Here is a 19,950-nt window from a genome sequence, read left to right as displayed (position 1 = left end):
CGTGGAACCGATCGACCCAAACAAGAACACCGGCAAGGAAACAGCTGCCGAGAATGATGCGAGCGGTGATCGTAGCCGGTCCGATTCGAAAAAAACCGATGCGAGCGCTGCAGCGCCCAGCGAGGCCAGGCCGCAGACCACGACCGGTTCCGCTACGGACTCCGGCTCCCGGGCCGGAGCGCAAGCCGACAGCGCCAAATCCACCGTTGGCCCTTCCGCGGCAGATGCCAGTGCTGGCGGCAAGGGCAAGTCAGGCCCGCCGCGGGGTAAACCGCCCCAGGGCGCCGGTCGCCAGGGTCGGGGGTTGGCGGCCGTGGCATTGGTGGTTGCCGTTGTTGCGCTGGGCTTGCAGGCCTGGCAGTGGCAGCGAGGCGGTGAGCAACAGGCAGCGCAGGTCGAAGATCTGGACCAACAGCTGGAACAGCTGGCCAACAGCCAGCGGCGCGCCCAGCAATCGATGCAGGCCAGGCTGGAAGGGCTGCCCGAGCAGAGCGACTGGCAGCAGATGCAAAACCTGGCAGCCGAGCTGCAACGCAGTCAACAGGCGCTGAGTCAGGAGCTCGATGTGCTGCGCGGCGATGCCCGTGCCGACTGGAAGCTGGCCGAGGCAGAATACCTGCTGCGTCTGGCCAGTCTGCGATTGCTTGCCGCCCAGGACGTCGAGTCGGCCCGCGAGTTGCTTGAAGCAGTGGACTCCATCTTGCGTGAGCAGCCCGACAGTGGCGTCTTCTCCGTGCGTGAGGAGCTGGCGCAGGTTCAGGCCGAAATCGAGGCGTTGCCCAAGATCGACCGTTCCGGTGTCTATCTGCGGCTCGCAGCGCTGCACGAGCAGGTCAACCGCCTGGTGCTGCTGCCGGTGCCGGAGTTCGATCCGGATGAAGTCAGTGTCGAGGAAGAATACACGGACCGCCTGGCACGCCGTACCCGCGCCGAGCGCGTGCTGATGCGTCTGGAGCGTTATGTGCGGGTCGATTTTCAGCGCGGCAAGGTGATCACCCCGCTGCTTGACGAGGCCGAGATGCAACGCGTACGGCGGACCCTGCAGTTGACCATGGAGCAGGCGCAATGGGCTGCGCTGCGGGGTGAGAGCGCGATCTATCAGGCCAGTCTGGCGCAGGCGAAAAATATTCTACGGCAGTTCTTCGAGCTGGAAAATCCGCAGGTCAAGGCCATGCAGAATCAGCTCGCCACGCTGGCCGAGCGCCAGGTCGATCTCGATCCGCCGGACCTGTCGGAGTTACAGCAGGATCTCGCTGCGTATATCCAGAGCCGTCGCAGTCCGGCCAATAACGGGGAGAATGGCCAATGAGCAAAAGCTATCTGGCCGTTCTTGCGGTACTGCTGGTTGCTGCGCTGCTGGGTATGGCGGTGGCCGAGGACCCCGGTTATCTGCTGATCGCCTGGCGCAACATGTCGATCGAAACCAGTATCTGGGTTGGCATCGCGTTTCTGCTGGCGCTGTGGCTGGTTCTTTCTTTGCTGCGCGCTCTGATTCGCCTGCTCAACGTGTCCGGACGCAGGATCAATCCCTGGTCCCGGCATAATCGCCAGCGCCGCGCCAATCAGGTGACCACCAGGGGTTTGCTAGAGTTCGCCGAGGGCCACTGGGCCGAGGCCATTCGCCTGCTCAAGCGATCGGCCCCGCACGCCGAGCAGCCTCTGATCAATTATCTGGCTGCTGCCCGAGCCGCACATGAACTGGAAGACTATGCCCAGTGTGACGGCCTGCTGCGCGAAGCCTATGAAACAACACCCCAGGCAGACGTCGCTATTGCGGTAACTCAGGCCCAGTTACAGATTGCCCGCGGCCAGCTGGAGCAGGCGCTGGCGACCCTGACGCGGTTGCGCAAGGATCACCCCAAGCACCTGTATGCGTTGAAACTGATGGGCCAGTTGTATGCAAGGCTCGAGGACTGGTCACGGCTCGAGGAACTGTTGCCCGAGCTGCGCCGGCACAAGCTGCTCAAGCCCGGCGATCAGCAGAGCCTGGAGCACGAGGTGTATATTGCGCTGCTGGGCGAGGCCGGTCAGCGTCGGCACCTTGAACCAGGCCAGAGCGATGCGCTTACCGCGGTGTGGGAGCGTATGCCCAAGCATCTCAGGCATGACCCGGCGCTGGTCGAGGCCTACTGCGTGCAGCTACGCCATCAGGGCAGGAGCGAAGAGGCCGAGACGGCACTGCGCGCTGCGCTGCGCCAGGGTTTCAACGAGCGCCTGATCCATCTCTACGGCCTGGTGGAGGGCAAGGATCCCGCTCGGCAGCTGGCCAGTGCCGAACACTGGCTTGCCGATCATCCGCATAATGCATCGTTGCTGCTCGCACTGGGACGCCTCTCACTGCGCAACAGTCTGTGGGGCAAGGCCAGGGAGTACCTGGATGCCAGTTTCGCCAGCAAGCGAGATATCCAGACCTGTGCTGAGCTGGTCAGGCTGCTGGAGCACCTGGGTGACCAGAAGGGCAGCCAGCAGATGCTGCGCCAGGGGTTCGACCTGATGGTGCATGACCTGCCCGATTTGCCCATGCCGGAAGCGCAGGTGCCGGTCCTGCGCTGACTTTCCCTGCCAGGGAGACTGCGCCCCTCAATCCCTGGGGGCGTAGGCAAACACGTCGGCGTGCATCTGCTCTGCCGGCATGCCGGCCTCGACCAGCGCATCCAGCGTGCCATAGACCATGGGCGGTGAGCCGCTGACATAGAATTCGTACTGGCTCAGGTCTCCCAGGTCTTCATGTATGGCCTCATGTAGCATGCCCTGACGACCGGACCAGTCGGGATGGTCACTGACAATCTTGTGCAGAATCAGGTTTTCCTGCTGTTCCCAGCGTTGCCAGTGTGCCGCTTCGTATAGATCGTCGCCGTGCCGCACACCCCAGTAGAGGTGGATCGGATAGGCAAACCGCTGCTTCAGACAATGCTCGATGATGCTCTGCATCTGCGACAGACCGGTGCCTGCCGCAATGAGTACCAGCGGACGATCGGGCAAGGTAGCTAAATGACAGTCGCCAAAGGGCACCTGCACATGGGCGATACGTTCGTGGCGCATTTGCGCGATAAGCGCTTCGGTCGCGGGATCGCGGGCCAGGATATGCAGCTCGAGCGTGCGCTCCTGGTGGGGGGCTGACGCAATTGAGAACGGTGTCGATTCGCCGTCCGGACGTTGCAGCAGCAGATACTGGCCGGCATGGTAGCGCAGAGGTTTGCCAGCCGGAGGGCGCAGGCTGACTTGCCAGACGTCTGCTCCTATTGGCTCGCAGGCAGTTACCTGGCATGCGACGCTGTGCTGGGGCAGCTCGTCAGGTGCCAGAACATGCTCCCAGAATATTTCGCAGTCTTCCTGCGGGCTTGCCATGCAGGTGAGAATTTCACCGCTACTCAGCAGTTTGTCATTCTGCAGCACCCTGCCCTGCAGCAGTTCCGCGCTGCAAATGTAGCAGTTACCGTTGCGGCAGCTCTGCGGCGCATCGAACCCGAGCCGGCGCGCTGCATCGAGGATGCGTTCGTCCGGCAGCAGATCAAGTACGTGTCCCGCCGGTTGCAGCGTTACCTTCATAGTCTGTTCTCTGGCCTGATTATGGTTGGCGACATCAATCGATACCGAGCTCGGACCAGATGTCGTCGATGCGCTGTTTTACCGCCGGGTCCTGGGCGATGGCTACACCCCATTCGCGGCTTGTTTCGCCTGGCCACTTGTTGGTGGCATCGAGACCCATCTTGCTACCCAGCCCGGACACCGGTGACGCAAAGTCAAGGTAGTCTATCGGCGTGTTGTCGATCATTACCGTATCGCGCTTGGGGTCCATACGTGTGGTAATCGCCCAGATCACGTCGTTCCAGTCGCGGATGTCGATGTCGTCGTCGGTCACGATCACGAACTTGGTGTACATGAACTGACGCAGGAAGCTCCAGACGCCGAGCATCACGCGTTTGGCGTGGCCCGGATACTGTTTCTTCATCGATACCACGGCCATCCGATAGGAACAGCCTTCCGGCGGGAGATAGAAATCGGTGATCTCCGGGAATTGCTTCTGCAGTATGGGCACGAAGACTTCATTCAGCGCGACACCCAGAATCGCCGGCTCATCCGGCGGCCGGCCGGTATAGGTACTGTGGTAGATCGGCTTTTCCCGCTGGGTTATGCGCTCGACGGTAAACACCGGAAAGCGGTCTACCTCGTTGTAGTAGCCGGTATGGTCGCCAAAGGGGCCCTCATCGGCCATTTCGCCGGGATGAATGACCCCCTCCAGGACGATCTCGGCACTGGCGGGCACCTGCAGGTTGGAACCACGACATTTGACCAGTTCGGTGCGTTGGCCGCGCAGCAGTCCCGCGAAGGCATATTCGGACAGGCTGTCTGGCACCGGTGTTACCGCACCCAGAATGGTGGCCGGATCAGCACCCAGTGCCACAGCGATAGGGAAGGGTTCGCCGGGATGTTTCTCGCACCAGTCACGAAAATCCAGCGCACCGCCACGGTGGCTCAGCCAGCGCATGATCAGCTTGTTGCGACCGATCACCTGCTGGCGGTAGATGCCCAGATTTTGCCGCTCCTTGTTCGGGCCGCGGGTCACCACCAGACCCCAGGTAATCAGCGGGCCGGCATCGCCAGGCCAGCAGGTCTGGACCGGTATCGATCCCAGATCCACGTCCTCGCCCTCCATTACCACGGCCTGACAGGGCGCATCGCGCACAACCTTGGGCGCCATGGAGATGACTTTCCGGAAAATGGGCAACTTGGACCAGGCGTCTTTCAGGCCCTTAGGCGGATCGGGCTCCTTGAGAAATGCCAGCAGCTTGCCAATTTCGCGCAGCTCGCTGACCTCGGTCGCGCCCATACCCATCGCAACGCGCTGTGGGGTACCAAACAGGTTGCCGAGCACCGGCATGCTGTAGCCCACGGGGTTTTCGAACAGCAGTGCAGGACCGCCCTTGCGCAGCGTGCGGTCACAGATCTCGGTCATTTCCAGCACCGGTGATACCGGCGTCTGGATGCGCTTGAGTTCGCCGCGCTGCTCCAGGCCTTTGATGAAATCGCGTAGATCGGAGTATTGCATCTCAGCTACAGGCCTCAAGCGGCAAGCGGCAAGTTGTCAGTGCAAGCCTGCCGTCAGGGTGTGTGTGATGGGCATTATGCCGGTAAAGCAATCTGCGGGGTGGCGTAAAATGCAACAAGCTGCAAGCAGCGTAGATCTGCTTGCAGCTTGAGGCTTGCCGCTTTGAGCTTAATTCTTGCTGCGTTTCATCGACTGGAAGAACTCGTTGTTGGTCTTCGTGTCTTTCAAACGATCCAGCAGAAACTCGACTGCGCCGATCTCGTCCATGGAGTGCAGGATCTTGCGCAGGATCCACATGCGTTGCAGCTCGTCCTCGCTGGTCAGCAACTCCTCACGACGGGTGCCGGAGCGGTTGATGTTGATCGCGGGGAATACACGCTTCTCGGCAATCTTGCGATCCAGGTGGATCTCCATGTTGCCGGTGCCCTTGAATTCCTCGTAGATAACCTCATCCATCTTCGAGCCAGTATCGACCAGCGCGGTGGCGATGATGGTCAGGCTGCCACCTTCCTCAATGTTGCGCGCAGCACCGAAGAAGCGCTTGGGCTTTTCCAGGGCATGGGCGTCAACACCACCGGTCAGCACCTTGCCGGAGCTGGGTATCACCGTGTTGTAGGCGCGGGCCAGACGGGTGATCGAGTCGAGCAGAATGATCACGTCCTGCTTGTGCTCGACCAGGCGCTTGGCCTTCTCGATAACCATCTCGGCGACCTGGACGTGACGGCTTGGCGGCTCGTCAAAGGTCGAGGCAACCACTTCACCGCGCACGGTGCGTTGCATCTCGGTCACTTCTTCCGGGCGCTCGTCGATCAGCAGTACGATCAGGTGGCATTCGGGGTTGTTGCGCGCAATATTCGCCGCAATATTCTGCAGCATCAGCGTCTTGCCCGCCTTCGGCGGAGCGACCAGCAGGCCGCGCTGGCCCTTGCCGATCGGTGCGCAGAGATCAATGATCCGCGCCATCAGGTCTTCTGTCGAGCCATTGCCCGCTTCCATCGGCAGACGCTGGGTCGGGAACAGGGGTGTCAGGTTCTCGAACAGAATCTTGCTCTTGGTATTTTCCGGCTTGTCGAAGTTGATCGAGTCAACTTTCAGCAGAGCGAAATAACGTTCACCATCCTTCGGGGGCCGTATCTTGCCGGCGATGGTATCGCCTGTGCGCAGATTGAAGCGGCGGATCTGGCTGGGAGACACATAGATGTCATCCGGACCGGCCAGGTAGGAGGAATCTGCGGAGCGGAGAAACCCAAAGCCGTCCTGAAGGATTTCCAGCACGCCGTCGCCGTGAATGTCTTCACCGCCTTTGGCATGTTTTTTCAGGGTTGCGAAAATCACATCTTGCTTGCGCGATCGGCCCATGTTTTCCAGGCCCATCTGTTCGGCGATTTCCAGCAGTTCGGTAATAGGTTTTTGTTTGAGTTCGGTCAGGTTCATAGGTTCGGTAGGATATAGTCTTTCGGCAGGACGGGTTAGTAAGAAGCCGCCATGAAAGCATGGGGCGATGGGTTTGGCTGATTTGGAAAGCCACAATCGCAGGGTGCGACAAGGAATTGAGAAGCAAATCTAGCACTGCTGGCTGGTGACGTCCATAGTCTGGATGTAGAAAGTACGGACGCTGGAAACGCCCCCGGCCAGATAATAGCAGCCGGGAGCCGGTTTCTCAGATGTTGCTGTCGAGGAATGCAGAGAGCTGTGACTTCGACAAAGCACCAACCTTGGTCGCCTCGATATTGCCGTCCTTGAACAGCATCAGCGTGGGGATACCACGCACGCCGTACTTGGGCGGTGTATCGGCGTTTTCATCAATGTTCAGTTTGGCAATCTTCAGTTTGCCCTGGTACTCCTTGGCAATCTCGTCCAGAACCGGGGCAATCATTTTGCACGGACCGCACCATTCTGCCCAATAATCGACCAGCACGGGGCCGTCAGCCTTCAGCACTTCACTGTCGAAGCTGCTGTCTGTGACATGCACGATCAAATCGCTCATCTGTTTCTCCAGGGTTCAAAGACAAATCAGCCATTACTATAGCACCACCTCGGCAAACAGCGGAAGGCAGCTGGTAAGCAGTTGTGAACAGCCGGGCGCGGGCACAAGGCTTCTATGCAGTGTTAGAATCCGCAGAACACATCCCCAGAGGCAGGCGCATGGTGCACAGAGAACGGTCCGATTTCCCGCTGGTGGCCGCGATTGACCTTGGCTCCAACAGTTTTCATATGGTGCTGGCCAGGGTGGATCACGGCGAGATCCGGATTCTCGAACGGCTGGGGGAAAAGGTACAGCTGGCCGCTGGCCTCAACGATCAGGGCGAGCTCAGCGAGGAATCGATGCAGCGTGGCCTGGACTGCCTGCGACGTTTTGCCCAGCTGACCAATGGTCTGCCCGACGGCGCTGTGCGCATAGTGGGCACCAATGCGTTGCGCGAGGCACGCAACCGCGGGCAGTTCATGCGTCAGGTCCGGCAGATTATCGGCCACAAGGTCGATGTGATCTCCGGCCGAGAGGAAGCGAGGCTGATTTATCTGGGCGTGGCTCACACCCAGGCGGATGACCAGGGCAAGCGGCTGGTAGTCGATATCGGTGGTGGCAGTACCGAATTCATCGTCGGTGAGCGCTTCGAGTCGCTGTTGCGCGAGAGCCTGCAGATGGGCTGCGTTTCCTATACCCGGGCGTATTTTGCCGATGGCAAGGTCAATGCCAGCCGTTACGCGCAGGCCTACACCACGGCGCGCCTTGAGCTGATGAATATCGAGCAGGCGATAGGCCGTCTCGGCTGGCAGGAAGCAGTAGGTGCATCGGGCACCATTCGCACCCTTGGCCTGTGCATGCAGGGGGCCGGGCAGAAGGATGCCAAGCTCACGCTGGAGGGTCTTAACTGGGTCAAGCGCAGGGTGGTCAAGGCTGGCCATGTCGACAAGATCGACATTCCCGGACTCAAGGCTGACCGTCGTGCGACCCTGCCTGCTGGCCTGGCCATTCTCGAAGCGACTTTCGATGCACTGGGTGTGCAAACGATGGCGCATTCCGATGGCGCTCTGCGCGAAGGGGTGCTTTACGATCTGCTCGGCAGGCACCAGCATGAAGACGTCCGCGAGAGGACTCTGAGCGCACTAATGGAGCGCTGCCATGTGGACGCCGAGCAGGCGGCACGTGTCGAGCAAAAGGCGCTGAGTCTGCTGGGCAAGGTGGCCGGAACCTGGGGGCTGACAGAGTCCCGGCACGCCGACATGCTGTGCTGGGCCGCACGGACCCACGAGGTGGGCCTGGATATTGCGCACAATCAGTATCACAAGCACGGCGCCTATCTGATCGAGCATGCTGACCTGGCGGGATTTTCCAGGCAGGAACAACAGGCCCTGGCGCAGCTTGTGCGTGGCCACCGGCGCAACTTGCCCAGCGCAGAGCGACTGGCAGAGTTCGGCGAGGATGCCACCCATCTGCTACGGCTGTGCATGGTGCTGCGTCTGGCAATTCTCTATCACCACATTCGTGGCAACCAGACGATGCCGGAGCTCGCCGTTGAGGCAGGTTCAGATCATCTGCAGCTGCAATTCCCGGAAGGCTGGCTGGATGCCAATCCGCTGACCCATGCCGACTTTGCCCAGGAAGCTGATATCTGGGCCAAGGCCGGTTACACGTTGACCGTGCGCTGAGGCGAACTGGCGAGCTTTTCCAGCAGACTGCTCTGGGCGCTGCGGGCAAGCTGATGGCCGGTCGGTGAGCTGCGCACGTAGGTGCCATCGGTCTGCAGGATCCAGCTCTGGGTATTGTCGGTCATGAATACCAGCAGCTCCTGCTTGACCCGTGTGATTAGCTTCTTGCCCTCCAGCGGAAAGCAGGTCTCCACCCGCTTGTCCAGGTTACGCTCCATCATGTCGGCACTGGACATCCACACCTGTTCCTGGCCGTCATTGAGAAAGTAATAGACCCGGCTGTGTTCCAGAAAGCGGCCGATGATCGAGCGTACCGTGATGTTGTGCGAGACGCCGGGGACGCCCGGCCGCAAACAGCACATGCCGCGTACGATCAGGTCGACCTTTACGCCGCACTGGGATGCCTTGTATAGAGCCTTGATGATTTTCGCATCGGTCAGTGCATTGGCCTTGGCGATGATATGCGCTGGTCTGCCGGCCAGGGCGTTCATGGTCTCGCGGTTGATCAGCTCGAGCAGTCGCTTCTTCAGCGTGAAGGGTGCCTGCAGCAGTTTTTTCATGCGCAGGGTCTTGCCCATCCCGATCAACTGGTTGAACAGCTTGTGCACGTCTTCGGTGAGCGCCAGATCCGAGGTCAGAATGCTGTAATCGGTATACAGACGGGCATTGCCGGCATGGTAGTTGCCAGTGCCCATGTGTACGTAGCGTCGCAGCACCTTATCTTCCCGGCGCAAAATCAGCATCATCTTGGCGTGGGTCTTGAACCCGACAACGCCGTAGATCACCACTGCGCCGGCCTGCTGCAGACGGCTTGCCAGCTGCAGGTTGGATTCCTCGTCGAACCGCGCCCGCAGCTCAATCACCACTGTGACTTCCTTGCCATTCCGGGCGGCGTCGACCAGCGCGTTGACAATTTCCGAGTTGGCGCCGGTGCGGTACAGCGTCTGCTTGATCGCCAGCACATTGGGATCCTGCGCGGCCTGACGCAGCAGATCGACCACCGGGCTGAAGGACTCATAGGGATGCTGCAGCAGGATGTCCTGCTTGCCGATTGCCTGGAACAGGGTGTCATTGTTTGACAGCAGTTTCGGAATGCCTGGGCTGAATGGCGGAAATTGCAGGTTCGGATGGTTGTCCAGGGCGGTGATCGAGAACAGTCGGGTCAGGTTGACCGGGCCGTTGACCTCGTACAGCTCCGACTCGCTCAGGCCGAACTGCCTGAGCAGGAAATCGGTCAGGGGTTTCGGGCAGTTGTCCGCCACTTCCAGGCGCACTGCGTCGCCATATCGACGCGAGAGCAACTCGCCACGCAGGGCACGGGCCAGGTCATCGACCTCGTCGGGATCGACGATCAGATCGGCGTTGCGGGTGAGGCGGAACTGGTAGCAGCCCATCACCTTCATGCCCGGAAACAGATCGTCGGCATGGGCGTGGATCATCGAGGACAGAAAAATGAAATTGTCGCCGCCGTTGCAGAGCTCGTCGGGCATGCGGATCAGTCGGGGCAGCGAGCGCGGCGCCGGAATGATCGCCAGGCCCGAGTCGCGTCCGAAGGCGTCGATGCCCTCGAGCTGCACGATGAAGTTCAGACTCTTGTTCACCAGCAGCGGGAACGGATGGGTCGGATCCAGCCCGATCGGGCTGATGATGGGCGCGACTTCCTGACGGAAGAAGCGGCGGATCCACAGGGTCTGCTTGTGCGTCCACTGGTGGCGGCGAACAAAGCGGATGCCTTTTTCCGCCAGCTGCGGCAGCAGCATATCGTTGAGCAGGGCGTATTGGCGGCTGATCTGCTGATGGGCGATCTCGCTGATCTTGGCCAGTACCTGCTGCGGTTGCAGTCCGTCGGGGCCAGTCTGCTCGCGGGCGAAGGTGATCTGCTTCTTCAGTCCGGCTACGCGGATCTCGAAGAACTCGTCGATATTGCTGGAAAAGATCAGCAGAAACTTGAGCCGCTCGAGCAGCGGGTAGGACTCGTCCAGAGCCTGCTCCAGAACCCTGATGTTGAATTGCAGCTGGGACAGCTCGCGATGGATGTATAACTCTGGCGCGTTGATGTCGGCCAGCGGCGCAGAGGGCGCAGAGGGCTCGGAGGTCGGCTGGGCGGGCGCAGGGAGCCGGTGCGTGGATGCGTCGGCGCGATTCTGGCTGGACGCCGTCGCGGAATCCTCCGCTAGCTCGGTGGTTTCTTCACGCACGCTCTTCAACTCCTGCATGGGTACCTCTGATAGTCAGTTTTTTTGCTGCAACTGCCTGGCGGCAGCCTTGGCGAAATAGGTCAGAATCGCATCGGCGCCCGCGCGCTTGATGGCGGTAAGCGATTCAAGAATCACCGCCTCGCTTAGCCAGCCGTTCTGGATGGCGGCACAATGCATCGCGTACTCGCCGCTCACCTGGTAGACGAAAGTCGGTACGCCGAAGGTACTTTTTACCCGGTAAACGATATCCAGGTAGGGCATGCCCGGCTTGACCATGACCATGTCGGCTCCTTCGGACAGGTCCTGGGCAACTTCGTGCAGGGCCTCGTCGCTATTGGCCGGGTCCATTTGGTAGGTCGCCTTGTTGCCCTTGCCGAGGTTGCCAGCCGAGCCAACCGCATCCCGAAATGGACCGTAGTAGGCGCTGGCATACTTGGCCGAATAGGCAAGAATGCGCGTGTTCACATATCCGGCCGCTTCCAGGGCCTGGCGCATGGCTCCGACGCGGCCATCCATCATGTCCGAAGGCGCAACAATGTCGGCGCCTGCTTGTGCATGGGACAGCGTCTGTTTGACCAGAGTTTCGACCGTTACATCGTTCTGCACGTAGCCATGATCATCGATGATGCCGTCCTGGCCATGGGTGGTGAAGGGGTCCAGGGCCACATCGGTGATGACCCCCAGGTCGGGGAAGCGGGCTTTCAATGCGCGGGTGGCGCGTTGCGCCAGCCCCTCGGGATTGTATGCCTCGGCGGCATCCAGCGACTTGCGCTCCACCGGGGTGACCGGAAACAGCGCGATGGCGGGTATGCCCAGCTCAACCAGTTCGGCAGCCTCGTCCAGCAACAGGTCGATGGACAGGCGCTCGACGCCCGGCATCGAAGCGACGGCTTCGCGCTGGCCGGTGCCCTCGAGAACGAAAACCGGATAGATCAGATCATCGACGCTGAGCTGGGTTTCGCGCACCAGGCGGCGGGAGAAGTCATCGCGACGCAGGCGGCGCAAACGGGAATTGGGAAACTGTCGGCTGGCAGGATTGAAACTCACTGGGACTCCTCAGGTTCGGGTGCAGGCGCTGTGATGGGCAACAGGAGTCTGCACGATAACCTGTCTGTAAGGGACGTTATACCTTCAGATTATGACGGAATTGCGACAGCAAGCGTAATGCCATTTGCTCGTCGGCATCGAGGCCGGGATCGCTGGCTAGCTCCACACGGTTGCGACCCAGCGCTTTCGCCTGGTAGAGCGCCCCGTCTGCGGCGCCGAGGAGGGTGTCGAAGTTGTAGCCATGTTGATCCGAGCAGGCTACGCCCAGACTGATGCTCAGGTTCACCGGGGTGTCTGCGCAATGCCATGGCTGGCTACACAGGCCGACCCGGATCCGCTCGGCTACCTGGCTGGCGCTTTGGGTATCCAGGGCGGGCAAAATGAGCACGAACTCCTCGCCGCCAAAGCGGCCGAGCAGATCGTTGGTGCGCAGATGCTGGCGAATCCGGCTGACCATATGACAGAGCACAGCATCGCCGGTCTGGTGGCCGAATTCATCATTGATCCGCTTGAAGTGGTCGGCGTCCATCATGATCAGGGTCACCGGCAGCTGCAGTTCCCCGGCCTTGAGCAGAACATCGGTAGCCCGGGCGTGGAGGCTGCGGCGATTGAGCGTACCAGTCAGCGAGTCTCGCTCCGACAGCCGATGCAGTGCCATGGTGGTGCGGTAGTGGGTCATCAGGATGAAGCCGCTGGCCAGCCATATCTGGGCGACCATCGCCCCGAGCAAGGTGGCGCTTTGCAGCGGGTTGTCGATGATTGCCGCGGCGGGCGCCAGATCGGTCAGGCTTAAGATGGTGCGGGCTATCAGGCCCAGGCCGCAGAGCAGCGCAATGCTGCCGGTCAACCAGTAGGCGGTGCGCAGTGGCTGCTCTTGGGCCACGAACAATTCGCGGGCACAGAGCAGGCTCATGCCCGCGAGGATGACGGAGGCGATGCCCAGTCGGGCGGTAAAGCTGTCGACCTGGAAGCGGAAAAGCCAAAGCGAGCTCATCATTACCAGCGCCGCCATGATCGGCCAGGCCTGCGGCTGACTCTTGCCCTTGAATGCGCGGATACCCAGCCAGGTGACACCGATACCCAGGGTCATCAGGCCGTTCGCGAGCACGATCGACAGGCTCGGATGAATATATTCCTGGTTGACGTTGAGCAACAGGCCTAGCGTCAGCGCAAAACTGCCCACCGCCCAGTGACGCAGACCATTGCCGCTGCCGGCATGCCAGGCAGCTACGGCCAGTAGCAGTGTCATACTCAGGGTAACCAGCGAGAGGGCTACACCCAGTGAAGAGAGATCCAGTTGACCGAGCATAGCGGGTATTCTTCCTTGTCCGGCGAGGAGCAGCCGGATCCCTTGCATGCGTTGACATCAGCGCTAGAAGGATACTCCCGCCAACAGTGGCAGGATAGTGGCATCGTCAGCCGATACCGCAAGCTGTGGAGGAGTTAGCACAATGCAGCAGCTGTCTTTTGCAATACCTGTACAATATACTCCTCATGTATAATAATTGCGTGCGGTTTGTGAGGCCCAAATGTGGAGTTCCATGCATTGAGTGAGATGAATGAGGGTCATTCGACCGTGAAAAAACTCGTAGTCGGTCTGTTGCTGATTACCTGGTTGGCCGGGTTGGCCTGGGCGTTCTGGTGGTTTGAAGGACGCTATGTGAAAGCTTTTGAGCGACCTGCCTACTTCAGCGCGCAGAACGTAGCGCCGCCGTTTACTCCCGGCAAGGTTCAGGTGTTGCATGTCTGGCAGCCAGGCTGTCCGTGCAACGGCGGGCACGAAGCTTATCTGGATAACATGACCGAACGCTTCACGCAGCAGGGGGTGCTGTTTGCGCGCGCGGGACCTTCAGATGTGGAAGGTCTGCCCGGGGTGCTTAAGAAACTCCCCTATTGGCCGATACCAACAGAATGGAAGAATTGGCCCGGAGCGCCCTCGGTAGCGATCTGGGATGCGCAGGGCAATCTCGCATACGTCGGTCCATACAGCGACGGGGCTCACTGCAACAGGGACAGCAGCTTTATCGAGCCGGTAATCAAAACACTGCTGGCCGGTCGTCCGGTCAGCATCGTCACCCAGGACACAGTAGCGTGCCTGTGTGACCTTGAATGAGGCATTTGTTATGAATACCACGCAGGCCAGTTCCCTTGCAGCGCATTATTACAAGGCCGACCGCGTCATGCTCGTGGTGCTTTGGGTATGTCAGCTATACGCGTTGGGGCTGGCGACATGGTACGGCACCTGGTTTCAGGCGTTACTGGTCGGTGGTGGCACGCTGGCAGTGATGCACGGGCTGCACGCCTTGATTGGCGGCACACGGCTGTTCCGCTGCGCTATGGGCGCAGCCCTGATGGTGATGTCGATACTGCACATCAACCAGAGCCAGGGCACGGTCGAAATGCACTTTTCGATATTCGTGTTGCTGGCAGTGCTGATCTTCTACCGCGACTGGTTGCCTATCGTGGTCGCTGCCGTGGTGATCGCGGTCCACCATTTGCTTTTCTTCTACCTGCAGTCGCGGGCTATGGGCGTATGGCTGGCTGCGGAAGCGTCCTGGGGGCTGGTATTCGTGCATGCAGGCTATGTGGTCGCGGAAACAGCGGTGCTGGTCTATCTGGCCCAGGAGAGCTACCGGGACGCGCGCGACGGCGAGATGCTGGCGTCAATGACCACCGCGATACTCAGGGATCCCGAGGCACTAGACCTGACGCGCCGCGCCGATGCCTATACTCCGGTACTGCGCAACTTCAATAGTTTTGTAGCGCAGCTTGATGAGCTGATATCCGGGGTGCAGGGCATTCTGAACACGCTGGGAGGGTTGAGCGGTTCGGTAGCCGAAAAGTCCGGTCGGGTGCGTGAGGGTGCCGATCGCCAGGCCAGTGAGGCCGAGTATATGAGCCAGGCCATGCAGGAGCTGAATTCGGCGACCACTGACGTGGCGCGTAGCGCAGACGATGCGGCGGGCGCCGCCCGCAACATGAACGAGCATGCGCAGCAGGGCAATCAGGCGATGCAGCAGATCCGCCTGGAAATCAACTCCCTGAATGGCGATCTTGGGGTTACCGGCAGTGCGGTCAATGGCACGGCCGAGGTGGCCAACGAAATTCACCAGGTGGTCGATATGATCCGTGGTGTCGCCGAGCAGACCAATCTGCTGGCCCTGAATGCCGCGATTGAAGCGGCCCGCGCCGGAGAGCACGGGCGCGGGTTTGCGGTGGTCGCTGACGAAGTGCGCAACCTGTCACAGCGTACCGCCAAGTCTACCGCCGAAATACAGGATCTCATCAGTCGGTTGCAGCAGTCATCAGAAGCGGCGACATCGGCGATGGAGCGTAGCCAGATATCCGTGCAACGCTGTCTGGCCTCTGCCGATACCAGTGCAGCGACGCTCGCCAGCATGGTCGAAGAGTTCGGTCAGATTCTGCGCCTGAATGACATGATTGCCACCGCGACGATGGAGCAGTCCACCGTGGGTGATGACGTCTCGCAGCATCTGCGAGGCGTTAGCGAGGTTGCCCGGAACAATGCCAGCGAGGCTATCGCCCTGGACGGACTGTCACAGGAACTGGATAGTCTGCGCGGGACCCTGGAGAATCGCGCGATGCGGTTTGTTACCAGCGCGGTGGTGGGAAAGAATAACCGCGTCTAGAGCAGGGCCAGCAGGCGGTCGAGTGAATTGGCAAATGCCTGCTTGTCGCGGTCACTATAGGGCGGCGGGCCGCTGCGCCCGGCGAGCCCGGCACCGCGCAGCTCGTCCATCAGGTTGCGCGTGGCGAGACGTTCGCCGACGTTGGATTTGTTGTAGATCTCGCCACGTGGATTGATCGCGGTGACATGGCGCTCGACCAGGCCGGCGGCCAGCGGAATATCTGCGGTGATGACCAGATCGCCGGGTACCGCATGGTCGATTATGTACTGGTCGGCTACGTCTGCGCCGCTGGCGACCGTGACCTGGCGAACGCCGGGCCCCGGCGGTAGGGTCTGCGCACTGTTGGCCACCAGCACAAGTTCTATCTGACGCCGCCGGGCGGCGCGCACGACAATGTCGCGGACCGGTCTGGGGCAGGCATCGGCATCAATCCACAGGGTCATATGAGGCTCCGTCAGCAATCTGGATAGTGTGGCGCAAACTTGCGAGGTATGCAGTATGGATTCCAATGTGCGGCACGAAAGGCTCCGGGGTGTACTGATTGCCGGGGCCAGCCGGGGTATTGGCCGCGCCCTGGTCGATAGTCTGTTGCAGCGTGATGACTTCGATTGTCTTTTTGCCGTTGCGCGTAGCTGGGACGACCGCACCCTGTCCGCCGATCCGCGCGTGCAGCTGATCGAGTCCGATCTGACCGCAGACTCAGCGCGCGACTCACTGGCGCAGACCGTATCGGAGCGCTGTGATCAGCTCGACCTGGTTATCAATACGGTCGGATTTCTGCACGAGCCCGGCGGCCAACAGCCGGAAAAAAGCCTGAGGCAGCTGAATATGGCGGCCCTGCAGCACAGCTTCGCGGTCAACGCGGGTGTGCCGATTCTGCTTGCCCAGGCGCTGTTGCCGCTATTGCGGGGCCATCGTCACTGTGTATTCGCTTCCCTGTCTGCGCGGGTCGGTTCGATCGGCGACAATCACCTGGGCGGCTGGTATGCCTACCGGGCCAGCAAGGCCGCGCAGAACATGTTGATGCGCACCTTCGCCATCGAATGGCGCAGACTCAACCGTGAGAGCATCTGTGTGCTGTTGCATCCCGGCACCACGGATACCGGGTTGTCCGCGCCTTTCCAGACCAACGTCCCGGAGGGCAAGCTGTTTACCGCCCGCTTCGTGGCCGACCGTCTGCTGGCAGTAATAGACGAGCGTTCGCCTGCAGACAGCGGCAACTTCTATGCCTGGGATGGCCAGGCTATCCCCTGGTAACACGGAAATATAACAGTCTGGACAGTTTTCAGCCGGCTTCAGCCTGTTCCAGCGCTTCAAGCTCTTCATGGCCTTCCAGCCAGCGCTCTTCCAGTTCCTCGACTTTCTGGGTGCAGCTTGCCTGACGGGCCAGCACCTGTTTCAACTGATCCTTCTGCTCTGCGCCATAGAGGGTCGTGTCCGCCAGCTCACTCTCGATTGCCGCCAACTCGCTCTGGGCTTTGGCCAGCTCCTTTTCCAGTTTCTCGATCGCCTTTTTCATCGGGGCCAGGCGCTGGCGGCGCTCGGCGGCCTCGCGGCGCTGGGTCTTGGCATCCGGGCGATCGTCAGCTGCGTTGCTGTCGCCGTTGGCTGCCTTTACTTCGTCCTGTTGCTGCTGGCGGAAACGGGCGAGCCATTTGGTATAGGTATCGAGATCGTCGTTATAGGTTCGCAGGCGTCCGTCGGCAACCAGCCAGAGCTCGTCTGTGGTATCGCGGATCAGCGCACGGTCGTGGGACACCAAAAGCATGGCCCCTTCGAAGCGCTGCAGTGCCAGGGTCAGCGCATGGCGCATTTCCATATCCAGGTGGTTGGTCGGCTCGTCCAGCAGCAGCAGATTGGGTTTCTGCCAGGCGATCAACGCCAGCGCCAGGCGGGCCTTTTCGCCACCGGAGAAGTTCAGCACCGGTTCTTCGGCCCGCGCGCCATGGAAGTCGAACCCGCCGAGGAAGTTGCGCAGGCTCTGTTCGCGCTCCTGGGGCGCGATGCGGGCCAGGTGCAACAGCGGGCTCGCCTTGGCGTCGAGGCTGTCGAGCTGGTGCTGGGCAAAGTAACCGATCGCCAGATGCTCGCCGGTTTTCAGTTCACCGTCCATCAGCGCAAGCGTGCCTGCCAGGGTCTTGATCAGCGTGGACTTGCCGGCGCCGTTGGGGCCTAGAACACCGATGCGCGCACCGGGTACCAGCTGCAGTTTGACCTGCTCGAGAATCTGCCGCTCGCCATAGCCGAGCACGCCCTTGTGCAGATCGACCAGCGGACTGGACTGATGATCCGCTTCGCGGAAGCTGAAGGAGAATGGCGAATCGATATGCGCGGCGGTCAGCGTTTCCATGCGCTCCAGAGCCTTGATCCGGCTTTGCGCCTGCTTGGCCTTGGTCGCCTGTGCGCGGAAGCGGGCGATGTACTTCTGCATGTGTTCGCGCTCGGCCTGCTGTTTCTCGAACGCGGCCTGCTGCTGGGCCAGGCGCTCGGCACGGGTGCGCTCGAATTGCGTATAGCCACCACGGTAGAGCGTCAGCTGGCGTCCCTCGACATGCACGATATGCTCTACCACCGCATCGAGGAAGTCGCGGTCGTGGGATATCAGGATCAGCGTACCCTGGTAGGCCCGCAGCCAGTCCTCCAGCCAGAGGATGGCATCCAGATCCAGGTGGTTGGTTGGCTCGTCGAGCAACAGCAGGTCCGACGGACACATCAATGCCTGCGCCAGGTTAAGCCGCATCCGCCAGCCACCGGAAAAGTCGCCTACCAGGGCGTCACACTGTTCAGTGGAAAACCCCAGGCCCGCCAGCAGCGTGCGGGCGCGACTGTCTGCGCTGAAGCCGTCATGGGCCTCGAGCTCGGCGTACAGGGTGCCGAGCGCATGGGCATCCTCGCGTTCCTGTGCAGCGCTCAGGCGGGCTTCGATATCACGCAGGCGGGTGTCGCCATCGAGAACGTAAGCTACGGCGCGGCGCTCAAGGTTCTCGATTTCCTGCTGCATGTGCGCTATGCGCCATTCTTCCGGTAGCGAGCAGGTGCCAGCGTCGGTAGTCAGCTCGCCACGCAACAGCGCGAACAGGCTGGATTTTCCCGACCCATTGGTACCCAGAAGGCCGACCTTCTGCCCGGGGTGTAAAGTCAGGTTGGCATTTTCCAGCAGGCGCAAAGGGCCGCGCTGAAGCGTAAGGGATTCTATTCTGATCATGGCGGGAGTATATCAGCGCCCCGACCCGCTGTGATGATCCTTCGCCAGGGAGTAAGCTTGGAACATGCTGACCAGAAAAACGTCGCTTACAGATTATGTATCGCAGCTTTACCCCTATCCGGGCGTCGAGTCGCTGCTTTTGCGTCTGCAAAATGAGCAGGATCTGGACGTGCTGCTGTTGCTTGCAGCCTGCTGGCTGGGTTGTGGCGGCAGGGCGGCGACCGTGGCCGACTGGCGTACGATCTGCGCCTGGCAGGCGCCTTGGCACCAGAAGGTTATCGGTCCGCTGCGCGCAGCGCGAATGGCGGTGCGGGGCCTGGGCGGGGACGTGGCATTGTATGCCCGTTTCAAGGAGTGCGAGCAGGCTGCCGAGTGGCTGCAACTGCAGCGCCTTGAAGGCGAGTGCCTGCGTCTGATACCGGACGCCGACGCACCTCCCGACTGCCTGCAGCATTTGATCAGCTGCTGCGTGGGACAGGGTGTGGTGGTTAACGCTAGGCTGCGAGCCCAGTTAGAGGAGTTGGCCGAGCGGGCCGCCGAAGTAGGCTGAAGCCTGCTTCTCTCAAGCGTTACTGCTTGCCTCGGTGCCCGGCTTGGCTTTCTGCTCGTCGGAGCTGGCCACCGCTGGCTTGCGTCCGCGTGGCTTGCGCGACCGGTTGGCCGTCTGGCGCGGCGGTTTGGGGTTGTTCCGTTTTTCTATAGCCAGATCGGCCTGGCTTTCGATGCGCTCGAGCCCCTTGGCAATGCGCAAGGTCTGTCGCACATCACTCTGGAGCTGTCGGGTGTAGGCTTCTGCCGAGGTGCGAGCTTCCTGCAGCTCATTCAGTCCCTGGAGCAACGAGGCAATTTTCTGCTCGCTCTTTTCGATTGCCTTGCGATCAGCATCCGATTCCTTCCGGTGGGCCAGTTTTTCTTCCGCTTCGGCGAGCTTCTCCTGCAGCTTGGTGTGCTGACGGGTGAGCTTTTCCATCGCCTTGCGTGCATCCTTCTCGGCTTCGCGGCAGGCATCAGCCAGATGTTCGTTCAGCGTGCGGGTAAGCGTCTGCAGCAGATGCAGCGGAGTGATGACTGTGGCTGACTGCGTGCCGTTGTCTTTGTCTTTGCTTGTCACATCAAGCTCCATTGCGCTCAGCTGGCGCTGAGCATGTC

16 protein-coding genes and 1 pseudogene are annotated in these 19,950 nt (G+C 60.9%); 7 read left to right on the top strand and 10 right to left on the bottom strand.

Annotation, left to right across the window (positions count from 1 at the left end; all coding sequences use genetic code 11):
• Position 1: 1 nt before the first annotated feature.
• Positions 2-1,309 (top strand): uroporphyrinogen-III C-methyltransferase, encoded by a 1,308-nt coding sequence (locus tag ABYA88_RS04050; RefSeq protein ID WP_373185603.1) that lies wholly within the window; start codon positions 2-4, stop codon positions 1,307-1,309.
• Entirely contained in the window at positions 1,306-2,553 is a 1,248-nt protein-coding gene (locus ABYA88_RS04045) for a heme biosynthesis HemY N-terminal domain-containing protein (protein WP_373185602.1), read from the top strand. Before ABYA88_RS04050 ends, ABYA88_RS04045 begins: the two co-directional genes overlap by 4 nt.
• Positions 2,554-2,580: 27 nt before the next feature.
• Here the strand turns inward: ABYA88_RS04045 and ABYA88_RS04040 are convergent, their stop codons facing one another.
• The 4 genes from ABYA88_RS04040 to trxA all read right to left on the bottom strand — a co-directional run bounded on the left by ABYA88_RS04040 (position 2,581) and on the right by trxA (position 7,037).
• A complete protein-coding gene (locus ABYA88_RS04040) occupies positions 2,581-3,549 on the bottom strand; it encodes a 2Fe-2S iron-sulfur cluster-binding protein (protein ID WP_373185601.1) in 969 nt (322 codons plus the stop codon).
• Between the two features lie 34 nt (positions 3,550-3,583).
• A complete protein-coding gene (gene ubiD, locus ABYA88_RS04035) occupies positions 3,584-5,050 on the bottom strand; it encodes a 4-hydroxy-3-polyprenylbenzoate decarboxylase (RefSeq protein WP_373185600.1) in 1,467 nt (488 codons plus the stop codon).
• A gap of 168 nt (positions 5,051-5,218) precedes the next feature.
• Positions 5,219-6,484 carry a transcription termination factor Rho gene (gene rho / locus ABYA88_RS04030; RefSeq protein ID WP_373185599.1) on the bottom strand — a complete coding sequence of 422 codons (1,266 nt, stop codon included), beginning with the start codon at positions 6,482-6,484 and terminating at the stop codon, positions 5,219-5,221.
• Positions 6,485-6,710: 226 nt separating this feature from the next.
• The gene (gene trxA / locus ABYA88_RS04025; protein ID WP_150276226.1) at positions 6,711-7,037 is read right to left on the bottom strand and encodes a thioredoxin TrxA; all 327 of its coding nucleotides are present in this window, start codon (positions 7,035-7,037) and stop codon (positions 6,711-6,713) included.
• A 158-nt stretch (positions 7,038-7,195) separates the two neighbouring features.
• On the opposite strand from trxA, the gene ppx reads away from it, so the two are divergent.
• Positions 7,196-8,701 carry an exopolyphosphatase gene (gene ppx / locus ABYA88_RS04020; RefSeq protein WP_373185598.1) on the top strand — a complete coding sequence of 502 codons (1,506 nt, stop codon included), beginning with the start codon at positions 7,196-7,198 and terminating at the stop codon, positions 8,699-8,701.
• On the opposite strand, the gene ppk1 is transcribed toward ppx, so the two are convergent.
• The 3 genes from ppk1 to ABYA88_RS04005 form a co-directional block, all read right to left on the bottom strand.
• Positions 8,680-10,917 carry a polyphosphate kinase 1 gene (gene ppk1, locus ABYA88_RS04015; RefSeq protein ID WP_373185597.1) on the bottom strand — a complete coding sequence of 746 codons (2,238 nt, stop codon included), beginning with the start codon at positions 10,915-10,917 and terminating at the stop codon, positions 8,680-8,682. The two genes, ppx and ppk1, sit on opposite strands and share 22 nt — an antisense overlap.
• Positions 10,918-10,932: 15 nt before the next feature.
• Positions 10,933-11,946, bottom strand: coding sequence for a porphobilinogen synthase (gene hemB / locus ABYA88_RS04010; protein WP_373185596.1), 1,014 nt, complete (start codon positions 11,944-11,946; stop codon positions 10,933-10,935).
• A gap of 76 nt (positions 11,947-12,022) precedes the next feature.
• On the bottom strand, positions 12,023-13,255 hold the full coding sequence (locus ABYA88_RS04005; RefSeq protein ID WP_373185595.1) for a GGDEF domain-containing protein: 1,233 nt from the start codon (positions 13,253-13,255) through the stop codon (positions 12,023-12,025).
• Between the two features lie 246 nt (positions 13,256-13,501).
• On the opposite strand from ABYA88_RS04005, the gene ABYA88_RS04000 reads away from it, so the two are divergent.
• A complete protein-coding gene (locus ABYA88_RS04000) occupies positions 13,502-14,059 on the top strand; it encodes a DUF6436 domain-containing protein (RefSeq protein ID WP_373185639.1) in 558 nt (185 codons plus the stop codon).
• A 10-nt stretch (positions 14,060-14,069) separates the two neighbouring features.
• Positions 14,070-15,596, top strand: a complete 1,527-nt coding sequence (locus ABYA88_RS03995; protein WP_373185594.1) for a methyl-accepting chemotaxis protein — start codon at positions 14,070-14,072, stop codon at positions 15,594-15,596.
• On the opposite strand, the gene ABYA88_RS03990 is transcribed toward ABYA88_RS03995, so the two are convergent.
• The gene (locus ABYA88_RS03990; RefSeq protein WP_373185593.1) at positions 15,593-16,039 is read right to left on the bottom strand and encodes a YaiI/YqxD family protein; all 447 of its coding nucleotides are present in this window, start codon (positions 16,037-16,039) and stop codon (positions 15,593-15,595) included. The genes ABYA88_RS03995 and ABYA88_RS03990 overlap by 4 nt on opposite strands.
• Before the next feature lie 55 nt (positions 16,040-16,094).
• Here ABYA88_RS03990 and ABYA88_RS03985 point away from each other — a divergent pair, with 55 nt between their 5' ends.
• Positions 16,095-16,853 carry an SDR family NAD(P)-dependent oxidoreductase gene (locus tag ABYA88_RS03985; protein WP_373185592.1) on the top strand — a complete coding sequence of 253 codons (759 nt, stop codon included), beginning with the start codon at positions 16,095-16,097 and terminating at the stop codon, positions 16,851-16,853.
• A gap of 28 nt (positions 16,854-16,881) precedes the next feature.
• Here ABYA88_RS03985 and ABYA88_RS03980 read toward each other — a convergent pair whose 3' ends face one another.
• Positions 16,882-18,801, bottom strand: a complete 1,920-nt coding sequence (locus ABYA88_RS03980; RefSeq protein ID WP_373185591.1) for an ATP-binding cassette domain-containing protein — start codon at positions 18,799-18,801, stop codon at positions 16,882-16,884.
• Between the two features lie 64 nt (positions 18,802-18,865).
• On the opposite strand from ABYA88_RS03980, the gene ABYA88_RS03975 reads away from it, so the two are divergent.
• Entirely contained in the window at positions 18,866-19,351 is a 486-nt protein-coding gene (locus tag ABYA88_RS03975) for a TIGR02444 family protein (RefSeq protein ID WP_373185590.1), read from the top strand.
• Between the two features lie 12 nt (positions 19,352-19,363).
• On the opposite strand, the pseudogene ABYA88_RS03970 reads toward ABYA88_RS03975, so the two are convergent.
• A pseudogene (locus ABYA88_RS03970) lies at positions 19,364-19,950 on the bottom strand (hypothetical protein); the annotation flags it as partial.

The sequence above is a fragment of the Halopseudomonas sp. genome (assembly GCF_041579695.1).
In the GTDB taxonomy this organism is placed as follows: domain Bacteria; phylum Pseudomonadota; class Gammaproteobacteria; order Pseudomonadales; family Pseudomonadaceae; genus Halopseudomonas.
This window is presented reverse-complemented; position numbering and strand designations above follow the sequence as displayed.

Coding starts and splice junctions, on each gene's coding strand:
- ABYA88_RS04045 (WP_373185602.1), top strand. CDS start 1,306: ATGAGCAAAAGCTATCTGGCCGTTCTTGCGGTACTGCTGGTTGCTGCG.
- ABYA88_RS04040 (WP_373185601.1), bottom strand. CDS start 3,549: ATGAAGGTAACGCTGCAACCGGCGGGACACGTACTTGATCTGCTGCCG.
- ubiD (WP_373185600.1), bottom strand. CDS start 5,050: ATGCAATACTCCGATCTACGCGATTTCATCAAAGGCCTGGAGCAGCGC.
- rho (WP_373185599.1), bottom strand. CDS start 6,484: ATGAACCTGACCGAACTCAAACAAAAACCTATTACCGAACTGCTGGAA.
- trxA (WP_150276226.1), bottom strand. CDS start 7,037: ATGAGCGATTTGATCGTGCATGTCACAGACAGCAGCTTCGACAGTGAA.
- ppx (WP_373185598.1), top strand. CDS start 7,196: ATGGTGCACAGAGAACGGTCCGATTTCCCGCTGGTGGCCGCGATTGAC.
- ppk1 (WP_373185597.1), bottom strand. CDS start 10,917: ATGCAGGAGTTGAAGAGCGTGCGTGAAGAAACCACCGAGCTAGCGGAG.
- ABYA88_RS04005 (WP_373185595.1), bottom strand. CDS start 13,255: ATGCTCGGTCAACTGGATCTCTCTTCACTGGGTGTAGCCCTCTCGCTG.
- ABYA88_RS04000 (WP_373185639.1), top strand. CDS start 13,502: ATGAATGAGGGTCATTCGACCGTGAAAAAACTCGTAGTCGGTCTGTTG.
- ABYA88_RS03995 (WP_373185594.1), top strand. CDS start 14,070: ATGAATACCACGCAGGCCAGTTCCCTTGCAGCGCATTATTACAAGGCC.
- ABYA88_RS03990 (WP_373185593.1), bottom strand. CDS start 16,039: ATGACCCTGTGGATTGATGCCGATGCCTGCCCCAGACCGGTCCGCGAC.
- ABYA88_RS03985 (WP_373185592.1), top strand. CDS start 16,095: ATGGATTCCAATGTGCGGCACGAAAGGCTCCGGGGTGTACTGATTGCC.
- ABYA88_RS03980 (WP_373185591.1), bottom strand. CDS start 18,801: ATGATCAGAATAGAATCCCTTACGCTTCAGCGCGGCCCTTTGCGCCTG.
- ABYA88_RS03975 (WP_373185590.1), top strand. CDS start 18,866: ATGCTGACCAGAAAAACGTCGCTTACAGATTATGTATCGCAGCTTTAC.